The organism is Streptomyces sp. NPDC059248 (genome assembly GCF_042753905.1).
In the GTDB taxonomy this organism is placed as follows: Bacteria; Actinomycetota; Actinomycetes; order Streptomycetales; family Streptomycetaceae; genus Streptomyces.
On sequence record NZ_JBHYZV010000071.1, the window covers coordinates 1 to 19,551 of the forward strand.

The window sequence follows — 19,551 nt, forward strand, 5'->3', positions numbered from 1 at the left end:
CCGGCGCACGACGAACCCCACCTTTGGGCCTCGCACCAGCCGCACCCCGACGCCCCGCGGGGCTCGCCCGGCGGCACCTCTCCCCGTCCCCGGGGACGCCCGGCGGGTGTCCCCGGGTCAGCCGGCCCGCTCGCCGGCCTCCCGGCCGGGAGGCGAGAGGTCTCCCCTCGGATGCGGCAGCGGGGGCTGGAGCAGCAGCAGCCGCTCGGCGACGCGGAGGAAGAGGCCCGCGTCGCGCAGCAGGCACTCCGCGTCCCGGGGACTGGCCGCGTCCCGGATGCCCGCCTCGGCCCGGGCGCGGCGGGGGGCGCCCGCGGCGAAGTGGGTGCTCCATTCGGACAGCTCGGGGGCCATCTCGGGGAGCAGCTCCCACGCGCTGCGTATCCCCCCGCGGCGCCCCCGGCGGGGCGCGGTGCCGCGGGCGGCCGGCGGCGGGGTGTCGGGATAGCCGCGGGCGGCGAGGACCGCGGCGGCGGTGCGCAGGGCGGCGAGATGGGCGGTGGCGTATCGCTCGTTGGGCGTCGGGAGGCCGGCCGCCTCCTCCAGTCCGGCGCGGGCCTGGGCGAGCAGGTCGAGGGCCGCGGGCGGTGCGGAGGAGCGGCGCAGGACGGGGTGCACGTCGCTCGCGGGTCCGCTCGGCGAGGGGACAGGGCCGGTGGCACGGCGCCGGTGCGCGGCTGCCGCGTGATGACTGGCCATGACGAACCTCCTGTCGTCGTGTAACGGCACGGTGGCCGTAGGTGTCCATGGTGGATGCCACCACTGACAATCCGGCCTGACCTGCACTTTTGTCCTCGATCATGGTTTCGCGATAGTTTTTGCACTGACCAGTCAGTTCAAAAACTGACCCACTGCTTCCTGGAGGGGAGAGCACGTGAACAGCCCCGGAGGGGCGGCCGTCGTCGCCGAGGGCTTCGGACTGAAGGGCCCGCGCGGCTGGGCGTTCCGCTCCGTCGGTGTCGACGCCGCGCCCGGTTCCCTGATCGCCGTCGAGGGCCCGTCCGGCTCGGGCCGGACCTGTCTGCTGCTGGCCCTCACCGGCCGGATGCGCGCCACCGAGGGCCGCGCCGAGATCGGCGGTCTGGCACTGCCCCGGAGGATGACCGCGGTCCGGCGGAGCAGCGCACTCGGTCCCGTACCGGGTGTGAGCGATCTGGACCCGGCGCTCACGGTCGACGAGCACCTCCGGGAGCGCGCCCTGCTCCAGCGGCGCTTCGACGACACCCTCCGGTCGCTGCTGCGCCCCCGCGCCGAGCGCGCCGCCGCCGCGCGGAGCCGGATCGACGGGGCCCTGGAGGCCGCGGGTCTCGACCGGGCCGCGCTGCCCGAGGAGGGCCGTACCTCCGTACGGGATCTGGAACGGCTGGAGGCGCTGCGGCTGTCGATCGCCCTGGCGCTCATGGGCCGCCCCCGGCTGCTGGCCGTCGACGACACCGACCTCAAGCTGCCGGCCGCCGACCGGGACACCGCCTGGGCACTGCTGCGGTCCGTCGCCGACTCGGGCACCACCGTCCTGGCGGTGTGCAGCCAGGCCGGGGCCGCCGAGCGCACCACCGTCGTCCGGACCGGCGTCCCGGCCGGCGAGCACGACGGCACCGACCAGACCGACGGCACCGACGACGGGGAGGGGACGGCCGATGCGCTCGCCGAAGCTGGCCGCGCTTGAGCTGAAGCGGTTCGGACGGGGCAGGCTGCCCCGGGCCGCGATCGTGGCGGTCGTACTGCTGCCGCTGCTGTACGGCGCGCTGTACCTGTGGTCCTTCTGGGATCCGTACGGCAGGCTCGACCGCATCCCGGTCGCCCTGGTCAACGACGACGCGGGGACCACCACGGACGGCGATAAGGTGGCCGCGGGCGACGAGATCGCCGAGCGGCTGCGCGACAGCGACGTCTTCACCTGGCACGAGGTCGGGGCGGCCGAGGCCCGCGAGGGCGTCGAGAACGGTACGTACTACCTGTCGCTCACCGTCCCCGAGGACTTCAGCAGGCGGGTCGCGTCGGGCGCCGGGGACTCGCCGGAGACCGGCGCCATCGAAGTGCGGACGAACGACGCCAACAACTACATCGTCGGGCAGATCTCCCGGACGGTCTTCGCCGAGGTGCGCACCGCCGCCTCCACCGAGGCGTCCCGCTCCTTCCTCGACCGGATCTTCATCTCCTTCTCGGACATCCACGACCGTACCGAGAAGGCCGCCAGGGGCGCGGACGACCTCAAGGGCGGCATCGGGGACGCCAAGAAGGGCTCCGCCGATCTCGCGGACGGCCTCAAGAACGCCGAGAACAGCGCCGGGCGGCTCTCCGGCGGGCTGACGAAGCTCACCGACGGCGCCCGGGACGTGGAGTCGGGCAGCCGCGGGATCGCCGACGGCACCGAGGCGCTGGCCGACAAGGTCAAGGCGCTCGCCACCGGTGTCCGCCCCTATCTGGAGGACGACGGGGCGGCGATCGGCGCCGCGGCCCGGCTGGTCGACGAGACCTCGGGCACCCTGCGCACCCGGCTGGACGAGCTGGCGAAGGGCGCGCCGACGGCCGCGACCGCGGCCCGCGCCTCCGCCGCCGAACTCACCGAGGCGCACACGGAACGCTGCGAGCGGGCCCAGAGCCCCGACCCCGGCCTGTGCGCGTCCCTCCAGCGGGCCCGTGACACGGCGGTCGCCGTCTCCGGCGTCGCCGACGACGTCGACACCGTGGTCGGCGGGAACACCAGCGACCTGAAGAAGCTCGACACCCAGCTGGCCGACCTCCAGAAGAAGGCGGCCGACTTCGCCGCGGCGGCGCCACGGCTCGACGAGGACCTCGCCGCCGCCGTCTCCCGCGTCGACGCCCTCAGCACCGGCGCGAAGAAGGTCGCCGACGGCGCCGACGCGCTCCACCGCGGACTGACGGGCGCCGCGTCCGGCTCCGCCGAGCTGAATACCGGGGTGGGCAAGCTCAAGAAGGGCGCCGGGGAACTCGACGGCGGTCTGTTCAAGCTGGTCGACGGCTCATCGGAGCTGGCCGGCGGGCTCCACGAGGGCGCGGCGAAGATCCCCGACCACGGCGAGGACGACCGCGACCGCCGTACGGAGGTGATGGCCGACCCGGTCGCGCTGGCCAACAGCTCCCTGCACACGGCGCCCAACTACGGCACGGGCTTCGCCCCGTACTTCATCCCGCTCGCGCTCTGGGTCGGCGCCATGGTCGCCTACATGATCATCCAGCCGATGAACCGGCGTGCCCTGGCCGCCGGCGCCTCCCCCTGGCGGATCGCGTTCGCGGGCTGGCTGCCCGTCCTCGGTATCGGTCTGGCCCAGCTGGCGGCGCTGATGGCCGTCCTGCGGTTCGGTCCGGGGCTCGAACCGGTCCGGGGTGTCGCCACGGTCGCCTTCCTGGCGCTGGTCGTGGGCTGTTTCGCGGCGATCGTGCAGTGGCTCAACGCCCGGTTCGGCGCGGCGGGCCGGATCCTGGTGCTCGCGGTGCTGATGCTCCAGCTGACCTCGGCGGGCGGTACGTACCCCGTCGAGACCAGCCCCGGCTTCTTCAACGCGATCCACCCGTTCCTGCCGATGAGCCATGTGGTGGAGGCGCTGCGCAGACTGATCACGGGCGGCGGTCTCGAACCGGTCTGGCAGGCGACGGCGGTACTGCTGCTCTTCACCGCCGGCGCCCTGGCACTGACCGCGCTCACCGCGCGCCGCAAGCAGGTGTGGACGCTCGACCGGCTGCATCCCGAGCTGACCCTGTGACCCCGCGCCTTCCCGTACGACCCGGTGCCGCGCCGTCGCCACCGGTGCCCCGGTACCGGAGGACGGCGCCGGTATCACCAGATGAGACCGTGCGGGAAGGCGCCCTGCGAGTCCTGGGGGACCTGTGAGAATCGGCACCATGGACGCCATGGACAGCACCAGTACCCGCCGCCGGGCGACCCGGGCCAAGCTCTACGAAGCCGCGGTGACCCTCATCGCCGAGCAGGGGTTCTCCGCCACCACCGTGGACGAGATCGCCGAGCGGGCCGGGGTCGCCAAGGGCACGGTCTACTACAACTTCAAGAGCAAGACCGAGCTGTTCGAGGAGTTGCTGCGGTACGGCGTCGGCCTGCTGACGACGTCGCTCCAGACCGCCGCCGACGAGACGGCGGAGCGCGGCGGCACGAAGGTCGAGGCGCTGGACGCGATGATCCGGGCCGGTCTGGTCTTCATCGACCGCTATCCGGCCTTCACCCAGCTGTACGTCGCCGAGCTGTGGCGCACCAACCGGGCCTGGCAGGACACGCTGCTGGTGGTACGGCAGCAGGCGGTGGCGGTGGTGGAGACGGTCCTCACGGAGGCCGTCGACGGCGGTGAGCTGAGCCCCGACATCGATGTGACGCTCACCGCGGCGGCCCTGGTCGGCATGGTCCTGGTGGCGGCGCTCGACTGGCAGTCCTTCCAGCCGGAGCGGTCCCTGGACGAGGTGCACGCCGCGCTGTCGCGGCTGCTGCACGGGCGGGTCAGCGGGCGGTAGGGCCGCTCGCGGCGGGCTGGACGGCGGGAGCCCGCGCGGCCGGATGTCCGGTGGCCGCACGGGCGACGGTGCCGATCCGCCCGGGCTCGCCGTCCGTGCCCGGGAGGACCGGCACACGGCCGTTCCCCCTCTTTCCGCGCCGGGTCCCATCCGTCCCCCCGGATCCCCCCGGGATCCCCGGCGCCCCCGTGACCGCTGTTCCCCCGCGGTCGCGGAGAACCTCCGAGGAGGCTCTCCGTACTGCACCCCGTTCCCTCGGGGACCCGCACCGTTCCGCGGCCCCGTGTCCGCGGTGCCGGTGCCCGTTCCCCTTCGGTGGCTCCACTCTCCCCCGGGCGGCGGGTCCGCCCCATCCGCGCCCGTACTCATCTGCGCGGCTAGGTATCCGTACTCAGACCTCCGTCGTCACACCCGGCACAGGATGAGCCCGGGCTCCCGGACGGACGGGTGGCCGGCCGGATTGTCAGTGGCGGTCGATAGAGTCTCGGGCATGGCAAGGATTGCGGTGATCGGCGCCGGGATGGGCGCCATGGCGGCCGCCGCCCGGCTGGCCGTGGCCGGCCACCGGGTGGTGGTGTACGAACGTACGGGGACGTACGGCGGCGCGCTCGGCGTGCTGGAGCGCGACGGTTTCGCCTTCGACACCGGACCCGGCCTGGTCCATCTCCCCGCGGTCTGGCGCGATCTGTTCCTGAAGACCGGCAAGGAGCCGCTCGAGGAGTGCGTCGGGCTGGTCCCGGTATCGCCCGCGAGCCGCCATCTGTTCGCCGACGGCACCGCCGTGGCCCTGCCCGACGCCTCCCGCGCGGGCATCGTCTCGGCGCTGGAGACGGCGCTCGGCGACGGCGCGGGCGAGCGGTGGGGCGACTTCCTGGGCCGGGCCCGGGACGCCTGGGACCGTTCCCGCCGTCCACTGCTGGAGGAGCCCCTCTGGTCCGACTGGCGGGTGCTGGAGCGCGATCCGTATCCGGCCCCGCGCCGCCGCGCCTTCCTGCGCACCCGGCAGGCGTCGACGGTCGCCGAGGTCGGCGCGTGGGAGCTGGCCGATCCGCGGCTGGCCGCCCTCTTCTCCTGGTACGCGCTGGCGTACGGACTCGACCCCCGGCACGCCCCGGCGAGCGCCGCCCTTCTGCCGTATCTGGAGCAGACGTTCGGTACGTGGTACGTGGAGGGCGGGCTGCGCGAGCTGGCCCGCGCGGTGTACGACCGGTGCCGTAAGCGCCGGGTGGAGTTCGTCTTCGACACCGAGGTGGTGTCGATCGCGGTCCGGGACGGCAGAGCCGCCGGGCTCACCCTGGCGGACGGTACGTCCGTCGAGGCCGACCATGTGGTGGCCGGGGCGGACACGGCGGCCGGACTCGCGGGACGGGACCTGTGGGCCGACGACGACATCCGGCCGCACGGCCCGGGGCTTCCGGGCCGGTTCACCGTGCTGCTGGCGCTGCGGGGCGCGGCCGGTGCCGGGGTGGCCCACCGCGGTGTGGTCCACTCCCCCGATCCGGCGGCGGAGGCGGCGGCCGTCTTCGGCGGCGGGCTCGCCGACCGGCCGACGGTCACGGTACTGCGCCCCCGCGACCCGCGGACCCGCCCGGACGACGCCCACGAGGCCGTGACCCTGACGGCGACGGTCGCGGGACCCGACGGTACGGGCCCCGACTGGACGGACAAGGCGCTGCGCGAACGGTACGCCGATGTGCTGATCGACACCGCGGCCGCCGACCCCGGCCTGGGCGGTGCCGCCGCCCTGCGGGAACGGCTTTTGTGGCACGAGATACTGACGCCCGCGCAGACGGGTACGCTGCCCGCGCCCGCCTTGGCCGGGCCGGGTGGACGCTGGCTCCACCCGTCGAACACCACCCGGCTGCCGGGGCTCCATCTGGTGGGCGGCCGGTCCCATCCGGGCGGCGGACTGGCGCACGCGGGGATGTCCGGGGCGCTGGTCGCGGGGCTGATCGTGGAGGGACCCGGTTTCCAGGGCTCCCAATAGGCCGCACCGGCGGGACCTGTCGGGGCCCGTCGGGCGCCGCCGTACGGGACGCTCGGGGTAACCCGGCCGGCGGAGCCCGACGGGTTCCGCCGGGGCCGCGGACGGCCGGTCAGTAGCGGTACTGCTGGGACTCGTTGTCGAAGCCCTGGCCCTGGTCGTACGGCGGCTGCTCGTCGCCGGGCTGCCCCGGTGCCCCGGTGTCCCGCTGCTGCGGTACCCACACCCCGCCGGGCGGGGTGTCCGTGTACGCCGCCTGCTCGTAGTAGGCGGGGTCCTGGCCGTACGGCTGCGGGTTGCCGAAGCTGTCGTAGCCGCCGTCGTAGCCGGGGGCGTACTGCTGCTGCCCGTCTCCCGGGTAGGGGTCGGCGTAGCCGGGGTACTGCTGCGGGTCCTGGCCGCCGAATTCGTAACCGGGGGTGCTGTGGGCTCCGGGAGCGCCGGGGGCGTAGTAGGGGTCGTAACCCCCGTCGTACGCGCCCGTGTTGGCGTCGTACGCGCCGCCGTCCCGGCCGGGTTCGGGGTGCGGGCCGTCCTGGTGGGCGGCGGTCCCGTAGGAGCCGTCGCCGTAGACGCCGTACTGCCCGGTGTCGTCCGGCATGGGCTGCGGCTCGTAGACCGGAGCCGGACCACCCGGGTCCGCGTCGGCTCCGTGCGCGGCCATATCCGCGTCATGGACCGGGAAACCATGGACCATGGTGTCCGTAACGGACGCGCCGGCACCGGACATGTCGGGCGCGTCGGGTCCCTCGAACCCGATCCGGGTCTCCTCGACGGAGGTGACCTCCAGCGACGGCTCCCGGGGGCCGTCCTTGCGGCGACGGCTCGCCCCCGGATGGCCGCCGAGCGCCCATCCGGTGGAGAAGCCCTTCCGGAAGGAGAGCGTCACATAGGTCTGTCCGACCGCGAAGGCGATCGCGCCGAGGGCGATGACCACCCGGGACGCCACCAGGACGCCCAGGACGACGACGAGGAAGCCGCCGAAGGCGAGGAGCCGCCAGCGCAGTCGCGCCTTGTACTGCAGCAGCACCTCGCCCAGCAGCCACAGCGCCACGACGCCGAACGCGATGTAGAGGACCGTAAGACCCATACCCGCCCCTCTCCTCCGGCCGCTGTCGGGTACGGCCGATCACACCTGCTCGTGCAGTCCGAGATTCTCGTAGATCTCGAGCGTCGCCGTGGAGTTGTTGAGGGTGATGAAGTGCAGACCCGGCACACCCTCCGAGAGCAGCTCCGCGCAGAACTCCGTCGCGAACTCGAGACCTATGGAGCGTACAGCGGCCGGATCGTCCTTGACCGCGAGGATCCGTTCTTTCAGCTCGGTGGGTACCGCGGCATTGCTGAGCTGAGCGAATCGCTCCAGTTGTCCGACATTGGTGATCGGCATGATCTCGGGGATGATCGGGGTGTCGCAGCCCTGGGCGGTCACCCGGTCACGCAGCCGCAGATAGTCCTGGGGGCGGAAGAACATCTGGGTGATGGCGTAGTCGGCCCCGGCGCGGCACTTGTCGACGAAGTGCCGGATGTCGGCGTCCCAGTCGGCGGAGCGGGGGTGCATCTCGGGGAAGGCCGCGACGCCGACGCAGAAGTCGCCGGACTCCTTGATGAGCCGGACCAGTTCGGCGGCGTAGGTGACGCCCTGCGGATGCCGTACCCACTCCCCCATCGGGTCGCCGGGCGGGTCGCCCCGGACCGCGAGGATATTGCGGATACCGGCGTCGGCGTACTGGCCGATCATGTTCCGCAGCTCGGCGACGGAGTGGTTGACCGCGGTCAGATGGGCCACGGGTGTCAGGGTGCTGTCCGAGGCGATCTGCTCCGTGGCCCTGACCGTGCCCGCGCGAGTCGAACCGCCCGCGCCGTACGTCACGGAGACAAAGCTCGGCGCCACCGCCTCGACGCGACGGAGCGCGTTCCAGAGGTTGCGCTCCCCCTTTTCCGTCTTCGGAGCCCAGAACTCGAAGGAGTAGCACGTACGGCCGCTCGCGAGCATGTCACGCACCGTGGGCGCGCGGTCCGTTCTGGTCGATGCTGTTCCTAGGGCCATAGTCGCAGGCTAGCCGGGGTGCGGGGGTCTCCCAACCCGAGTCCGCCCATCGGACACCTCTGTTCTGCATCATGGCTGCTCGGACCGGGTGCGTATCCGGTCGCTGAGACGGGCCGCCGCGGCGGCCGGGTCGTCGGCCTCGGTAATCGCCCGGACGACGACGATGCGGCGGGCGCCCGCGTCGAGCACCTCGTCGAGATTGCCCTCGTCGATACCGCCGATGGCGAACCAGGGCCGGCCGGTACCGAGCGCGGCGGTGGCCCGCACCAGGTCGAGGCCGGGGGCGTGGCGGCCCGGCTTGGTGGGGGTGGGCCAGCACGGACCCGTACAGAAATAGTCGACACCGGGCTGGACGGCGGCGGCCTCGGCCTCGGCCGGGCTGTGGGTCGACCTGCCGATCAGCACGTCGTCGCGGCCGGACGGGCGGCCGGACGGGGAGCCGGGCAAGCGGCTGGACAGGATGGCCCGGGCGGCGGGCACGGGCAGGTCGCCCTGCCCGAGGTGGAGGACGTCGGCGCCCGCGGCATGGGCGATGTCGGCCCGGTCGTTCACCGCGAGAAGCGCGCCGTGCCGGCGGCAGGCGTCGGCGAAGACCTCCAGATGCGTCAGCTCATCGGCGGCCTCCATGCCCTTGTCGCGGAGCTGGACGATGTCGACACCGGAGGAGAGCACCGCGTCGAGGAAGTCGGGGAGATCGCCCTGGCGGGTGCGGGCGTCGGTACACAGGTAGAGCCGGGCGTCGGCGAGCCGGGCGCGGTGGTCGGACGTCATGGACATCAGCGGTCCCCCCAGGGTGATGGATCGACGGGCGCCGCGTGGTGGTGATGGTGGTGGCGCCCGCCGTCCGGCGGGCGGCGGGCGGCGGGCGGCGGGTGCGCGAGTGCGCGGAAGGTGGTGCGGCCGGGGCGGCCCCGCGCGCCCGCGGCACGGGTACGGGGACGTCCCGGACGGGCCGCTCGCGCGGCCCGTCGGACGTACGGCTGGTCGGAGAACGGTGGACGGGGTCAGACGGCGAGGGCCTGGGCCCGGCGCTTCACCTCCGTGCCGCGGTTCTCCCCGAGGGCCTGCGCGGGCGTACCGGGCAGGGAGGGGTCCGGGGTGAAGAGCCACTCCAGCATCTCTTCGTCGGTGAACCCGTCGTCCTTCAGCAGCGTCAGGGTCCCGGAGAGGCCCTTGACGACCTTGTCGTCGTCGATGAAGTCGGCCGGAACCTGGAGCACCCGGTTGTCCCCGCGGCGCACCGCGATCAGCTGGCCCTCCTTGACCAGCTGCCTGACCCGCGTCACCTCGACGTTCAGCTTTTCCGCGATGTCGGGCAGCGTGAGCCAGGCGGGGACGAGGGCATCGATCTTTGCGTCAATCTCGGTCACAGGACAAGCGTGCCATCTGGGACCGACAGTGGGTAGCGGGAGTCCCGTCCGGCGGCGTCCATCCGGCCCACGCCGACGACGGATCCCCTGGTCAGCGGGCGGCCGGAGGGAGCAGCCGGTCAGCGGGCCGCGGACTTGAGGGACACCGCGGGATCCGCCGCGGCCACGGCATCGAGCCGTCCGCCGGACTGCATGATCCGGCGGCCCTGGGACAGGTCCCGGGGGCGACCGACGGCCAGTACGGCCCGCAGGAGGCCGTCCCGCAGCCACAGCACCGACCAGGCGGGCTCGGCGGGGTCGCCGCGCCACAGGAGGGTGTCGGCGTCGGCGTGGTCACCCGCGTACTGCACGAACCGGCCGAACTGCTCGGACCAGAAGTACGGCACCGGGTCGTAGACCACGGGCGCCACGGCGGGTCCCGGCGGCGCGTCCGCGGGCCGGGCCGCGGCCTCCAGATCCCCGAGGATGTTGGCCGCGACGGTGCGCGGCCCCTGGAGGGCGTTGTCCCAGTGGTGGACGAGCAGCCGCCTGCCGTAGCGGGCGGAGGGGAAGGAGGCGCAGTCCCCGACCGCGTACACCCGGGGCAGATTGGTACGGAGCCCCTCGTCGGCGGTGACCGAGCCGTCCGGGCCGGTCCCGACGCCGGAGCCGGCCAGCCAGGCCGTGGCGGGGCGGGCGCCCACGCCGACGACGACGGCACCGGCCGCGATCCGCCGGCCGTCCTCCAGGACGACCGTCCCCGGCTCGACGGACGCCACCCGGGCGCCGGTGACCAGCTCGACCCCGGCCCTGGCGTACCAGTCGGCCATGGGGGCGGTGACCTCGGCGGGGAGCGCGCCCGCGAGGGGGCGGTCGGCGGCCTCGACGACGGTGACCGCGCAGCCCGCCTCCCGGGCGGCGGTGGCGAACTCCGCGCCGATCCAGCCCGCGCCCACGACCACGATGTCGTGCTGTCGCGCGAGTACCGGTTTGAGCCGCTCGGCGTCGTCGAGGGTCCGCAGCAGATGCACCCCGGGAACGGTGTCGGCGTCGGTGCCGGGCAGTGTGAGGGGTTCGGCGCCCGTCGCCACGACGAGGACGTCGTACGGGACGGGGCCCGCTTCCGTCTCCAGCTCGCGCGCGGCGGGGTCGAGGCCGGTCACCGCGGTGCCGAGCCGGAGTCCGATGCCGAGCCCTTCGAAGTCCACGTCGAAGGCGGAGCCCTCGGCGGTCCCGAGCAGGACGGCCTTGGAGAGCGGCGGCCGGTCGTACGGCTGGTGGGGCTCGGCCCCGATGACCGTCACGGGCCCGGCGTGGCCCAGCTCCCGCAGGGCGACGGCGGTTTGCACGCCGGCCATACCGGCGCCGACGACGACCACGTGGGGGGTAAGGGGGGGTGTCTGCTGCTCGGTCTGCTGATCGGTCTGCTGATCGGTCTGCTGATCGCTCACCCCTCCACGATAATGTTCTGACGCAGCGTCAGCCCATGGGGGCCGCCGTTCGGTTTCGTCCGCGGGGCGGGTGGGTGGTTGCTCGCGCAGTTCCTCGCGCCCCTGGATTCCGTGGTTCACGTTGTGGGTGGGGTGCGGGGCCCTGTGTTTCTTGTTGGCTGGCCGCACTCCAGGACCCTGCGGGTCGCCCGTGCGGCGCGGGTTGGTCGGTCGGTCCCGGGGCCACCTCCTCGCCATCGGCGGAACCCGGGGCCTTGGAAACGCTGACCGCTGCATCCCGCCGACGGCTGCGGGGGCGACCCCGCACCCGCCCTCCCCACGACGACGGACATGCCACGGTCAGCCCGAGACCATCGAGAGGCGCGGCACCCAAGATGCCGGGGCTCGGCAGGGCGGGGAGGCGGGGGGTTAGCCGGGGATTTCGTCGACGACACTGGTGCCGGTGCCCGGCTGGGACTCCCAGGACCAGGTCTCCTCCAGGCGGATCCGGCCGTCGGGGAGTTCGGTCACCCGGGAGACGCAGTGGCCCGACGCCGTGGTGTCGTCGGTCTTGAGCTGGACGTAGCGGAAGTCGAGGCGGTCGCCCTCGCGCGTCCCCACCAGGTGGCCGCGGACCACGTCGCCGCCCGCGTAGTCGGCCCAGATCCGGCCGTCCGCCTCGTGGTAGGTGAACCGGGTGGCCGTGCCGACCTGGCCCGGGGCCTGGTCGGCGACCGGGGACATCACCAGTCCGTCCAGCGATCTCGCCATGGTGAACGCTCCTTGCTCGTATCCCGGGGCCGTACAACCGCCTTACCGGGCATCGGACACGGGGGTTAGGCTGGCCACCGTAAAGCACTCGCGGGAGCCCGGACGCACCGGGCTGAGAGGGAGGCTGGGCGGCCTCCGACCGTACGAACCTGATCCGGGTCATGCCGGCGAAGGGAGGGGCTGGACGCCCATGTCGCATACCCCGGACGTTCTGGTCGTCGGCGGCGGGATCATCGGGCTCGCCGTCGCCTGGCGGGCCGCGCAACGCGGGCTCGCGGTCACCGTCGCCGACCCGGACCCCGGGGGCGGTGCGGCCGGTGTGGCCGCGGGGATGCTCGCGGCCGTCACCGAGCTGCACTACGGCGAGCAGACCCTGCTGGCCCTCAATCTGGAGTCGGCCCGCCGCTATCCCGCGTTCGTCGCGGAGCTGGAGGAGGCGAGCGGGCGGTCCGTCGGCTATCGGGCCTGCGGCACCCTGGCCGTCGCCCTCGACGCCGACGACCGGGCCCATCTGCGGGAGCTGCACGCCCTCCAGCTGCGGTCCGGTCTTGCGGCGGAGTGGCTCAGCGGGCGGGAGTGCCGCCGTCTGGAGCCGATGCTCGCGCCCGGGGTGCGCGGCGGTCTGCGGGTCGACGGCGACCACCAGGTCGATCCCCGGCGGCTCGCCGCGGCGCTGGTCGTCGCCTGTGAGCGGGCCGGGGTGGAGCTGCGGCGCGACCGGGCCGACCGGCTGCTGGTCGAACACGACCGGGCCGTGGGCGCCGTACTCGCCGACGGGCGGGGGGTACGGGCCGCGTGGACCGTACTCGCCGGGGGGAGCCGGAGCGGACTGCTCGGCGGGCTCCCGGCCGATGTGCTGCCGCCGGTGCGTCCGGTCAAGGGGCAGGTGCTCCGGCTGGCCGTGCCGCCCTTGTACGCCCCCTTCCTCTCCAGGACCGTGCGGGCCGTCGTCCGGGGCAGCCAGGTCTATCTGGTGCCCCGCGCGGACGGTGAACTCGTCGTCGGCGCGACGAGTGAGGAGCTGGGCTTCGACACCACCGTCACCGCGGGCGGGGTCTACGAGCTGCTGCGCGACGCCCATGAGCTGGTGCCGGGAATCACCGAGCTGCCGCTGACCGAGACCAGGGCCGGGCTGCGGCCCGGCTCTCCGGACAACGCCCCGCTGCTGGGCCCGAGCGCGCTGCCCGGGCTGCTGCTGGCCACCGGGCACTACCGCAACGGCGTCCTGCTCACCCCCGTCACCGGCGACGCGATCGCGAGCGCCCTGGCCACCGGTGTGCTGCCCGAGGAGATCCGGCCCTTCACCCCCGACCGCTTCCTTCCCGCCGCCCCCGTCTCCCAGGAGCAGCTCGTATGAACAGCGTTAGCCCGGTCGTGTCCGTCAACGGCGAGTGGCGTGAACTCGCCGGCGGTACGACGCTCGACGCTCTCGTCGCCACCGTCGCCCCGGCACCCGAGGGGGTCGCCGCCGCGGTGAACGAGGCGGTCGTACCGCGCGGCCAGTGGCCCGGCACGCTCCTCGGCGACGGCGACCGGGTCGAGATCCTCACCGCGGTCCAGGGGGGCTGAGCCGCCGTGCCCGATCTCGTACCGTTTCCCGCTCCGGAGGCCCAGGGTGATCCCCTCACGATCGCCGGCACCGCCTTCGGCTCCCGGCTGATCATGGGTACGGGCGGCGCCCCCAGCCTCGACGTCCTCGAACGCGCCCTCGTCGCCAGTGGTACCGAGCTGACCACCGTCGCCATGCGCCGGGTCGACCCCACCGTCCACGGCTCGGTGCTCTCGGTGCTGACCCGGCTCGGTATCCGCGTCCTGCCGAACACCGCGGGCTGCTTCACCGCGGGCGAGGCGGTCCTCACCGCCCGGCTGGCCCGGGAGGCCCTCGGCACCGACTGGGTCAAGCTGGAGGTGGTCGCCGACGAGCGGACCCTGCTGCCCGATCCCGTAGAGCTGCTCGACGCCGCCGAGACCCTCGTCGACGACGGCTTCACCGTGCTCCCGTACACCAATGACGATCCGGTGCTCGCCCGCAAGCTGGAGGATGTGGGCTGTGCGGCGATCATGCCGCTGGGCTCCCCCATCGGCTCCGGCCTCGGGATCCGCAATCCGCACAACTTCCGGCTGATCGTCGAGAACGCGGGAGTGCCGGTCGTCCTCGACGCGGGCGCGGGTACGGCGTCCGACGCGACGCTCGCGATGGAGCTGGGCTGTGCGGCGGTGATGCTCGCGTCGGCCGTCACCCGCGCCCAGGAGCCGGTGCTGATGGCGGAGGCGATGCGGTACGGGGTGGCCGCCGGCCGGCTGGCGTACCGCGCGGGCCGTATTCCGCGCCGCCACTTCGCCCGCGCGTCGTCCCCGACGGGGGGTGTCGCCGACTTCGGGTCCCACGCACCCGATGAAGACGGTGCCGCGGATCCGGAGCGTCCGGCGTTCTGACCGCTCCGCGCCGGGGGCCGGGGGGCCGGGACCGTCACGGCTCGGCATCGTTCCTGACCCGATCCTGCCCCGGTCGCGGCCGCCCCGGGACCGGCGGCGGCCGGGTTGTCGGTCCCGGCTCGTAGAATCGGCCCGTGGACACGACCCTCCAGGACCCTCTCGTCGGGCAGCTGCTCGACGGCCGATACCGCGTCGACGAGCGGGTGGCCGTCGGCGGGATGGCCACGGTCTACCGGGCGCTGGACACCCGGCTCGACCGTGAGCTGGCGCTGAAGGTGATGCATCCGGCGCTGGCGACCGACGCGACGTTCGTGGAGCGGTTCATCCGGGAGGCCAAGTCCGTCGCCCGGCTGTCGCACCCCAATGTGGTGGGCGTCTTCGACCAGGGGGCGCAGGGCGCCTATGTCTATCTGGCCATGGAGTACGTGGCCGGATGCACCCTGCGGGACGTGCTGCGCGAGCGGGGCGCGCTGCGGCCCCGGGCGGCCCTCGACATCCTGGAGCCGGTCCTGGCGGCGCTGGGCGCCGCGCACCGCGCGGGCTTCGTCCACCGCGACGTCAAGCCGGAGAACGTGCTGATAGGGGACGACGGCCGGGTGAAGGTCGCCGACTTCGGGCTGGTCCGGGCCGTCGGATCGGTGACGAACACCACGGGCAGTGTCCTGGGGACGGTCTCCTATCTCGCCCCGGAGCAGATCGAGGACGGCACCGCCGACACGCGTTCCGATGTGTACGCGTGCGGTGTGATGCTCTTCGAGATGCTGACCGGCGGCAAGCCGTACACGGGCGACACCCCCGCCCAGGTGCTGTACCAGCATCTGAACGAGGCCGTGCCCGCGCCGTCGGGCCGGTTCCCCGGTCTCGCGGTGGAGCTGGACGAGCTGGTGGCGAGCGCGACGGCGCGGCGTCCCGATGTCCGTCCGTACGACGCCGTGGCCCTGCTCGCGCAGGTCAGGACCGCGCGCGCGGCCCTCGGCGACGAGCAGCTCGACCTGGTGCCGCCCGGCGCCCGCGAGCCCGGTGACCCGGATGACGGAGAAGCCGGTGGGGGCGGCGAGCCGGGCCGGCGGCGGAGCGCCGGTGCCGAGGAGCGTACGGATGTCATCCCCCGGCTCTCCGGCGGGCTGCCGGACGAGCAGCGGGTCCAGCACACGGCCCGGTTCACGGTCCCGCCGTCGACCCCTCCGGGCGGCGCCCGCCGGAGACTCTCCCCGCTTCCCCGGCTCCCCCGCCGGGGCGTCGTCACACTCCTGGTGGCCGTTCTCGCGGTCCTCGGGATCGGTGCGGGCGTCTGGTACATCAACTCGGGCCAGTTCACCCGGGTCCCGGCCGTCATCGGGAAGACCGAGACCGAGGCGAAGAAGCGGATCGAGGGCGCGGGGCTGGGTGTGAAGGGCGTCCGGCGGGAGTTCAGCGAGACCGTCGAGCGGGGCACGGTCATCGGTTCGGATCCGGCGACCAACGAGCGGATCCGCGGCAACGGCTCCGTGACGATCGTCGTCTCGCGCGGCCCGGAGATCGTCCGGGTGCCCGCGGTGAAGGGCGAGCCGCTGGCGAAGGCGGAGGACGCGCTGCGCCGGGCCGGTCTGGCGCCCGGGGTGGTGAGCCGGGAGTTCAGTGCCGAGGTGCCGCAGGGCGCGGTGATCCGTACCGAGCCGGGAGCGGGCGCCGGGCGCAGCCCGGACTCCGCGGTGTCCCTGGTGGTCAGCCGGGGCGCCCCGGTCGAGGTGCCGGATGTGACGGGCGACCCCGTCGCCGAGGCGACGGCCGAGCTGGAGGGCGCCGGGTTCGAGGTGGCCGTCGCGCCCGAGCAGGTGAACTCCCCGCAGGAGGCGGGCAGGGTCGCCCGGCAGTCGGCGCCGGAGGGCACCCGGCTTGCCAGTGGCGACACGGTCACCCTCACGGTCTCCAAGGGGCCCCGGATGGTCGTGGTCCCCGATGTCGGCGGCTCGTCGGAGGGCGACGCGCGCCGTGAGCTGGAGGCCGCGGGCTTCCGGGTGAAGGTGGAGAAGTCGTTCCCGTTCCTCGGCGACAAGGTAGCGAGCCAGTCACCCGGCGCGGACGAGCGGGCCCCCGAGGGCGGCACGGTCACCATCACCCTCAAGGGCCTGTAGGCCCGGCCCCGAGGAACCGAAGACGGCCCGGCGCCGCGGAAGGACAACGGAAGCATCCATGCGCAATCCCGTCGGCGGTCATGTCCCCGTGGCCGGGGGTCTCGCCACGACCGGTCTTGGCACCGCCCGTGAGATCGGCGCGGAGACCGTCCAGGTCTTCGTCGCCAATCCGCGCGGCTGGGCGACGCCCGCGGGCCGCCCGGACCAGGACGACGCCTTCCGCGAGCAGTGCACGGCGGAGGGGATCATTCCGTGGATCCACGCCCCGTATCTGATCAACTTCGGCTCGCATACCGAGGAGACCGCGCGGCGTTCGGTGGTGTCGATGCGGCACTCCTTGCGCCGGGGCCGGGAGATCGGGGCGCCGGGGGTCGTGGTGCACACCGGCTCGGCGACCGGGGGCCGCTCCCGCGAGACGGCGTTGGCGCAGGTCAGGGAGTTGGTTCTGCCGCTGCTCGACGAGCTGACGGCGGACGACGACCCGATGCTGCTGCTGGAGGGCACGGCGGGCCAGGGCTCGTCGCTCTGCTCCCGGGTCGAGGACTTCGGCCCCTACTTCGAGGCGCTGGAGTTCCACCCCCGGCTCGGCGTCTGTCTCGATACGTGTCATGTGTACGCGGCCGGACACGACCTGGCGGCTCCGAACGGGACGGCCGCGGCGCTGGACGCGCTGGTGGAGACGGTCGGCGCGGGACGGCTGCGGCTGATCCACGCCAATGACTCCAAGGAGGTCAGCGGTGCCCACAAGGACCGTCACGAGAACATCGGCGCCGGGCACATCGGGCGGGAGGCGTTCGGGGAGCTGCTGCGCCATCCGGCGACCGAGGGCGTACCGCTGATCATCGAGACGCCCGGCGGCAAGGAGAAGTACGCGGCGGATATCGCGCTGCTCAAGGCGTTGCGCGTCGGCTCCACCGTCGGGTAGACCGCGGCGACACGCCGCCCCGGGGGCTCCGATCATCGGTGACACGAGTCAACCAAGTGGCCGAAAAGTGGCCCCGGGCCATTACAGCTCGGGGCCGTCCCCTGGCTCCTCCTGATAGGAGTAGCGCTGCTCCCGCCAGGGGTCACCGAGGTTGTGATACCCCCGCTCCTCCCAGAAACCCCGGCGGTCGGCCGTCATGTACTCGACACCCCGGACCCATTTGGGCCCCTTCCAGGCGTAGAGGTGCGGCACCACCAGACGGAGCGGGAAGCCGTGCTCGGCGGTGAGCAGTTCACCGTCCTTGTGCGTGGCGAAAATCGATCGTTCCGTCAGGAAGTCGGCGAGCCGCATATTGGCGCTGAAGCCGTACTCGGCCCAGACCATGACATGGGTGACGTCGGGCGCGGGCGGCGCCAGATCGGCGACGACCCGCGCGGAGACCCCGCCCCATTCGGCTCCCAGCATGCTGAATTTCGTCACGCAGTGGAGGTCCGCCACGACCGTGGAGAAGGGCAGCGCCGAGAACTCCTCATGGGTCCAGCAGCGCTTGTCGCCATCGGCGGTGGCCCCGAAGACCCGGAACTCCCAGCGCTCGGGACGGAACTTCGGTACGGGTCCGTAGTGGGTGACCGGCCAGCCGCGCTGCAGTCGCTGACCCGGCGGAAGCTCGGATTCCAGTGCTCCTCGGTGATCCCTGCTCTCCGGCTGACCCATGTCCTAATGGTGACAGACCGGGAGGGGTGGTCATGACCGGGTCTGGGCCGATTCGGGCAACTCCCACTAAGGCGGAACTTACTGGACGGCTCCCGACGGCGATGCGAGGATGCGCGCACCTGCCCACACCCACTTCACCTGTGGAAGGAGCCGCCGCGATGCAGGGCGACCCCGAGGTCATCGAGTTCCTCAACGAGCAGCTGACCGCCGAGCTGACCGCGATCAACCAGTACTTCCTGCACGCCAAGATGCAGGACAACTTCGGCTGGACGAAGCTCGCCAAGTACACCCGCGCCGAGTCGTTCGACGAGATGAAGCACGCCGAGGTGCTGACGGACCGGATCCTCTTCCTCGACGGGCTGCCGAACTACCAGCGGCTGTTCCATGTCCGGATCGGTCAGACGGTGACCGAGATGTTCCAGGCGGACCGGCAGATCGAGGTGGAGGCGATCGACCGCCTCAAGCGCGGGGTGGAGCTGATGCGCGCCAAGGGCGACATCACCTCGGCGAATATCTTCGAGTCCATCCTGGCGGACGAGGAGCATCACATCGACTATCTCGACACCCAGCTGGACCTGATCGAGAAGCTCGGCGAGCCGCTCTATATCGCCCAGCTCATCGAGCAGCCGGAGAGCTGAGCCGCGTCTCGCCGCCGGACCGGCCGCGGAGTGCGCGGAAACGCTCCTGCCGAGCCGGAGGGCGGATCCGGGAGCCGGATCCGCGCGGGCCTCAGGCCGCCTCGTCCAGCTCGGTGATCCCCTCGCCACCGGACACCCCGGGACGGCCGGGGGCACCGGTCCCGTCAGGGACACCGGGAATGCCCGGGATACCGGGGATCCGGGGCACGGCCGCGACACCCGTCGCACCGGCCGGCGCGTCCGTGACGGCCGCCAGCGCCGGTCGGCCCTGGTCGATCAGCTCGCGCCGGGGACAGCTCCCCCGGCCGAGGATGGACTGGATCGTACGGACGCACGAGCCGCAGTCCGTGCCCGCCTTGGAGGCGGAGGCGATCTGGCGGGGCGTACACGCGCCCGCCGCCGCGTGCTCCTTGACCTGCTGCTCCGTAATGCCGAAGCACGAGCAGACGTACACGCGGTTCACCTCCCGACGGACTGATGGGGCCTTGCTGCGCCGGGCCTATCGGTCCGGAACGTCCGGGGACGTCCGGCTCCGGGACCCGAAGGGTTGTGCCCTTTCCGACGCAATCAACCCGATTCATCGGTGAGGCTAACCTAACCTTACCCGTCCTGGCGAGGGGGCAAAAGCACGATGGGGCGCGAATCACAAGGATTCGCGCCC

18 protein-coding genes, 1 pseudogene and 1 riboswitch are annotated in these 19,551 nt (G+C 73.1%); of the genes and pseudogenes, 10 read left to right on the forward strand and 9 right to left on the reverse strand.

All coding sequences use genetic code 11. The features are described 5' to 3' along the window. Positions 1 to 117: 117 nt before the first annotated feature. Positions 118 to 699 carry an SAV_6107 family HEPN domain-containing protein gene (locus tag ACFXG1_RS25865; RefSeq protein WP_384744726.1) on the reverse strand — a complete coding sequence of 194 codons (582 nt, stop codon included), beginning with the start codon at positions 697 to 699 and terminating at the stop codon, positions 118 to 120. A 175-nt stretch (positions 700 to 874) separates the two neighbouring features. On the opposite strand from ACFXG1_RS25865, the gene ACFXG1_RS25870 reads away from it, so the two are divergent. The 4 genes from ACFXG1_RS25870 (at position 875) to ACFXG1_RS25885 (ending at position 6,469) form a co-directional block, all read left to right on the forward strand. Beyond that, positions 875 to 1,666 (forward strand): ATP-binding cassette domain-containing protein, encoded by a 792-nt coding sequence (locus ACFXG1_RS25870; RefSeq protein ID WP_384708542.1) that lies wholly within the window; start codon positions 875 to 877, stop codon positions 1,664 to 1,666. Then, complete coding sequence (locus tag ACFXG1_RS25875) at positions 1,638 to 3,725, forward strand: YhgE/Pip family protein (RefSeq protein ID WP_384744728.1); 2,088 nt, start codon at positions 1,638 to 1,640, stop codon at positions 3,723 to 3,725. Before ACFXG1_RS25870 ends, ACFXG1_RS25875 begins: the two co-directional genes overlap by 29 nt. A 148-nt stretch (positions 3,726 to 3,873) precedes the next feature. Continuing rightward, the gene (locus ACFXG1_RS25880) at positions 3,874 to 4,482 is read left to right on the forward strand and encodes a TetR/AcrR family transcriptional regulator (RefSeq protein ID WP_384708551.1); all 609 of its coding nucleotides are present in this window, start codon (positions 3,874 to 3,876) and stop codon (positions 4,480 to 4,482) included. Positions 4,483 to 4,972: 490 nt separating this feature from the next. Beyond that, positions 4,973 to 6,469, forward strand: coding sequence for a phytoene desaturase family protein (locus ACFXG1_RS25885; RefSeq protein ID WP_384744730.1), 1,497 nt, complete (start codon positions 4,973 to 4,975; stop codon positions 6,467 to 6,469). 109 nt (positions 6,470 to 6,578) lie between these two features. On the opposite strand, the gene ACFXG1_RS25890 is transcribed toward ACFXG1_RS25885, so the two are convergent. The 6 genes from ACFXG1_RS25890 to ACFXG1_RS25915 form a co-directional block, all read right to left on the reverse strand. After that, positions 6,579 to 7,556, reverse strand: a complete 978-nt coding sequence (locus tag ACFXG1_RS25890) for a hypothetical protein (RefSeq protein ID WP_384708557.1) — start codon at positions 7,554 to 7,556, stop codon at positions 6,579 to 6,581. Positions 7,557 to 7,595: 39 nt separating this feature from the next. Then, positions 7,596 to 8,513 carry a methylenetetrahydrofolate reductase [NAD(P)H] gene (gene metF, locus ACFXG1_RS25895; protein ID WP_384708559.1) on the reverse strand — a complete coding sequence of 306 codons (918 nt, stop codon included), beginning with the start codon at positions 8,511 to 8,513 and terminating at the stop codon, positions 7,596 to 7,598. 69 nt (positions 8,514 to 8,582) lie between these two features. Then, positions 8,583 to 9,284, reverse strand: coding sequence for a thiamine phosphate synthase (thiE, locus tag ACFXG1_RS25900; protein ID WP_384744750.1), 702 nt, complete (start codon positions 9,282 to 9,284; stop codon positions 8,583 to 8,585). Between the two features lie 233 nt (positions 9,285 to 9,517). Beyond that, positions 9,518 to 9,883 (reverse strand): Rv2175c family DNA-binding protein, encoded by a 366-nt coding sequence (locus tag ACFXG1_RS25905; protein WP_384744733.1) that lies wholly within the window; start codon positions 9,881 to 9,883, stop codon positions 9,518 to 9,520. A 119-nt stretch (positions 9,884 to 10,002) separates the two neighbouring features. Then, positions 10,003 to 11,220 carry an NAD(P)/FAD-dependent oxidoreductase gene (locus tag ACFXG1_RS25910; protein WP_384744752.1) on the reverse strand — a complete coding sequence of 406 codons (1,218 nt, stop codon included), beginning with the start codon at positions 11,218 to 11,220 and terminating at the stop codon, positions 10,003 to 10,005. A 501-nt stretch (positions 11,221 to 11,721) separates the two neighbouring features. Next, positions 11,722 to 12,063, reverse strand: a complete 342-nt coding sequence (locus ACFXG1_RS25915; protein WP_384722744.1) for a hypothetical protein — start codon at positions 12,061 to 12,063, stop codon at positions 11,722 to 11,724. 80 nt (positions 12,064 to 12,143) lie between these two features. Next, a riboswitch (TPP riboswitch) is annotated at positions 12,144 to 12,256 on the forward strand. On the opposite strand from ACFXG1_RS25915, the gene thiO reads away from it, so the two are divergent. The 5 genes from thiO to ACFXG1_RS25940 all read left to right on the forward strand — a co-directional run bounded on the left by thiO (position 12,254) and on the right by ACFXG1_RS25940 (position 17,538). After that, a complete protein-coding gene (thiO, locus tag ACFXG1_RS25920) occupies positions 12,254 to 13,420 on the forward strand; it encodes a glycine oxidase ThiO (protein WP_384744735.1) in 1,167 nt (388 codons plus the stop codon). It overlaps the preceding riboswitch by 3 nt. After that, complete coding sequence (gene thiS, locus ACFXG1_RS25925; RefSeq protein WP_384712307.1) at positions 13,417 to 13,632, forward strand: sulfur carrier protein ThiS; 216 nt, start codon at positions 13,417 to 13,419, stop codon at positions 13,630 to 13,632. Before thiO ends, thiS begins: the two co-directional genes overlap by 4 nt. A 6-nt stretch (positions 13,633 to 13,638) precedes the next feature. Then, a complete protein-coding gene (locus tag ACFXG1_RS25930) occupies positions 13,639 to 14,499 on the forward strand; it encodes a thiazole synthase (RefSeq protein ID WP_384712310.1) in 861 nt (286 codons plus the stop codon). Between the two features lie 134 nt (positions 14,500 to 14,633). Beyond that, a complete protein-coding gene (gene pknB / locus ACFXG1_RS25935) occupies positions 14,634 to 16,613 on the forward strand; it encodes a Stk1 family PASTA domain-containing Ser/Thr kinase (RefSeq protein ID WP_384712313.1) in 1,980 nt (659 codons plus the stop codon). A gap of 58 nt (positions 16,614 to 16,671) precedes the next feature. Further along, on the forward strand, positions 16,672 to 17,538 hold the full coding sequence (locus ACFXG1_RS25940) for a deoxyribonuclease IV (protein WP_384712317.1): 867 nt from the start codon (positions 16,672 to 16,674) through the stop codon (positions 17,536 to 17,538). An 81-nt stretch (positions 17,539 to 17,619) separates the two neighbouring features. Here the strand turns inward: ACFXG1_RS25940 and ACFXG1_RS25945 are convergent, their stop codons facing one another. Next, positions 17,620 to 18,252, reverse strand: coding sequence for a sulfite oxidase-like oxidoreductase (locus ACFXG1_RS25945; RefSeq protein WP_384712320.1), 633 nt, complete (start codon positions 18,250 to 18,252; stop codon positions 17,620 to 17,622). Between the two features lie 158 nt (positions 18,253 to 18,410). On the opposite strand from ACFXG1_RS25945, the gene bfr reads away from it, so the two are divergent. Beyond that, entirely contained in the window at positions 18,411 to 18,890 is a 480-nt protein-coding gene (gene bfr / locus ACFXG1_RS25950) for a bacterioferritin (protein WP_384712323.1), read from the forward strand. 232 nt (positions 18,891 to 19,122) lie between these two features. On the opposite strand, the pseudogene ACFXG1_RS25955 reads toward bfr, so the two are convergent. Continuing rightward, positions 19,123 to 19,353 (reverse strand): annotated as a pseudogene (locus tag ACFXG1_RS25955) (bacterioferritin-associated ferredoxin); the annotation flags it as partial. Between the last annotated feature and the right edge of the window lie 198 nt (positions 19,354 to 19,551).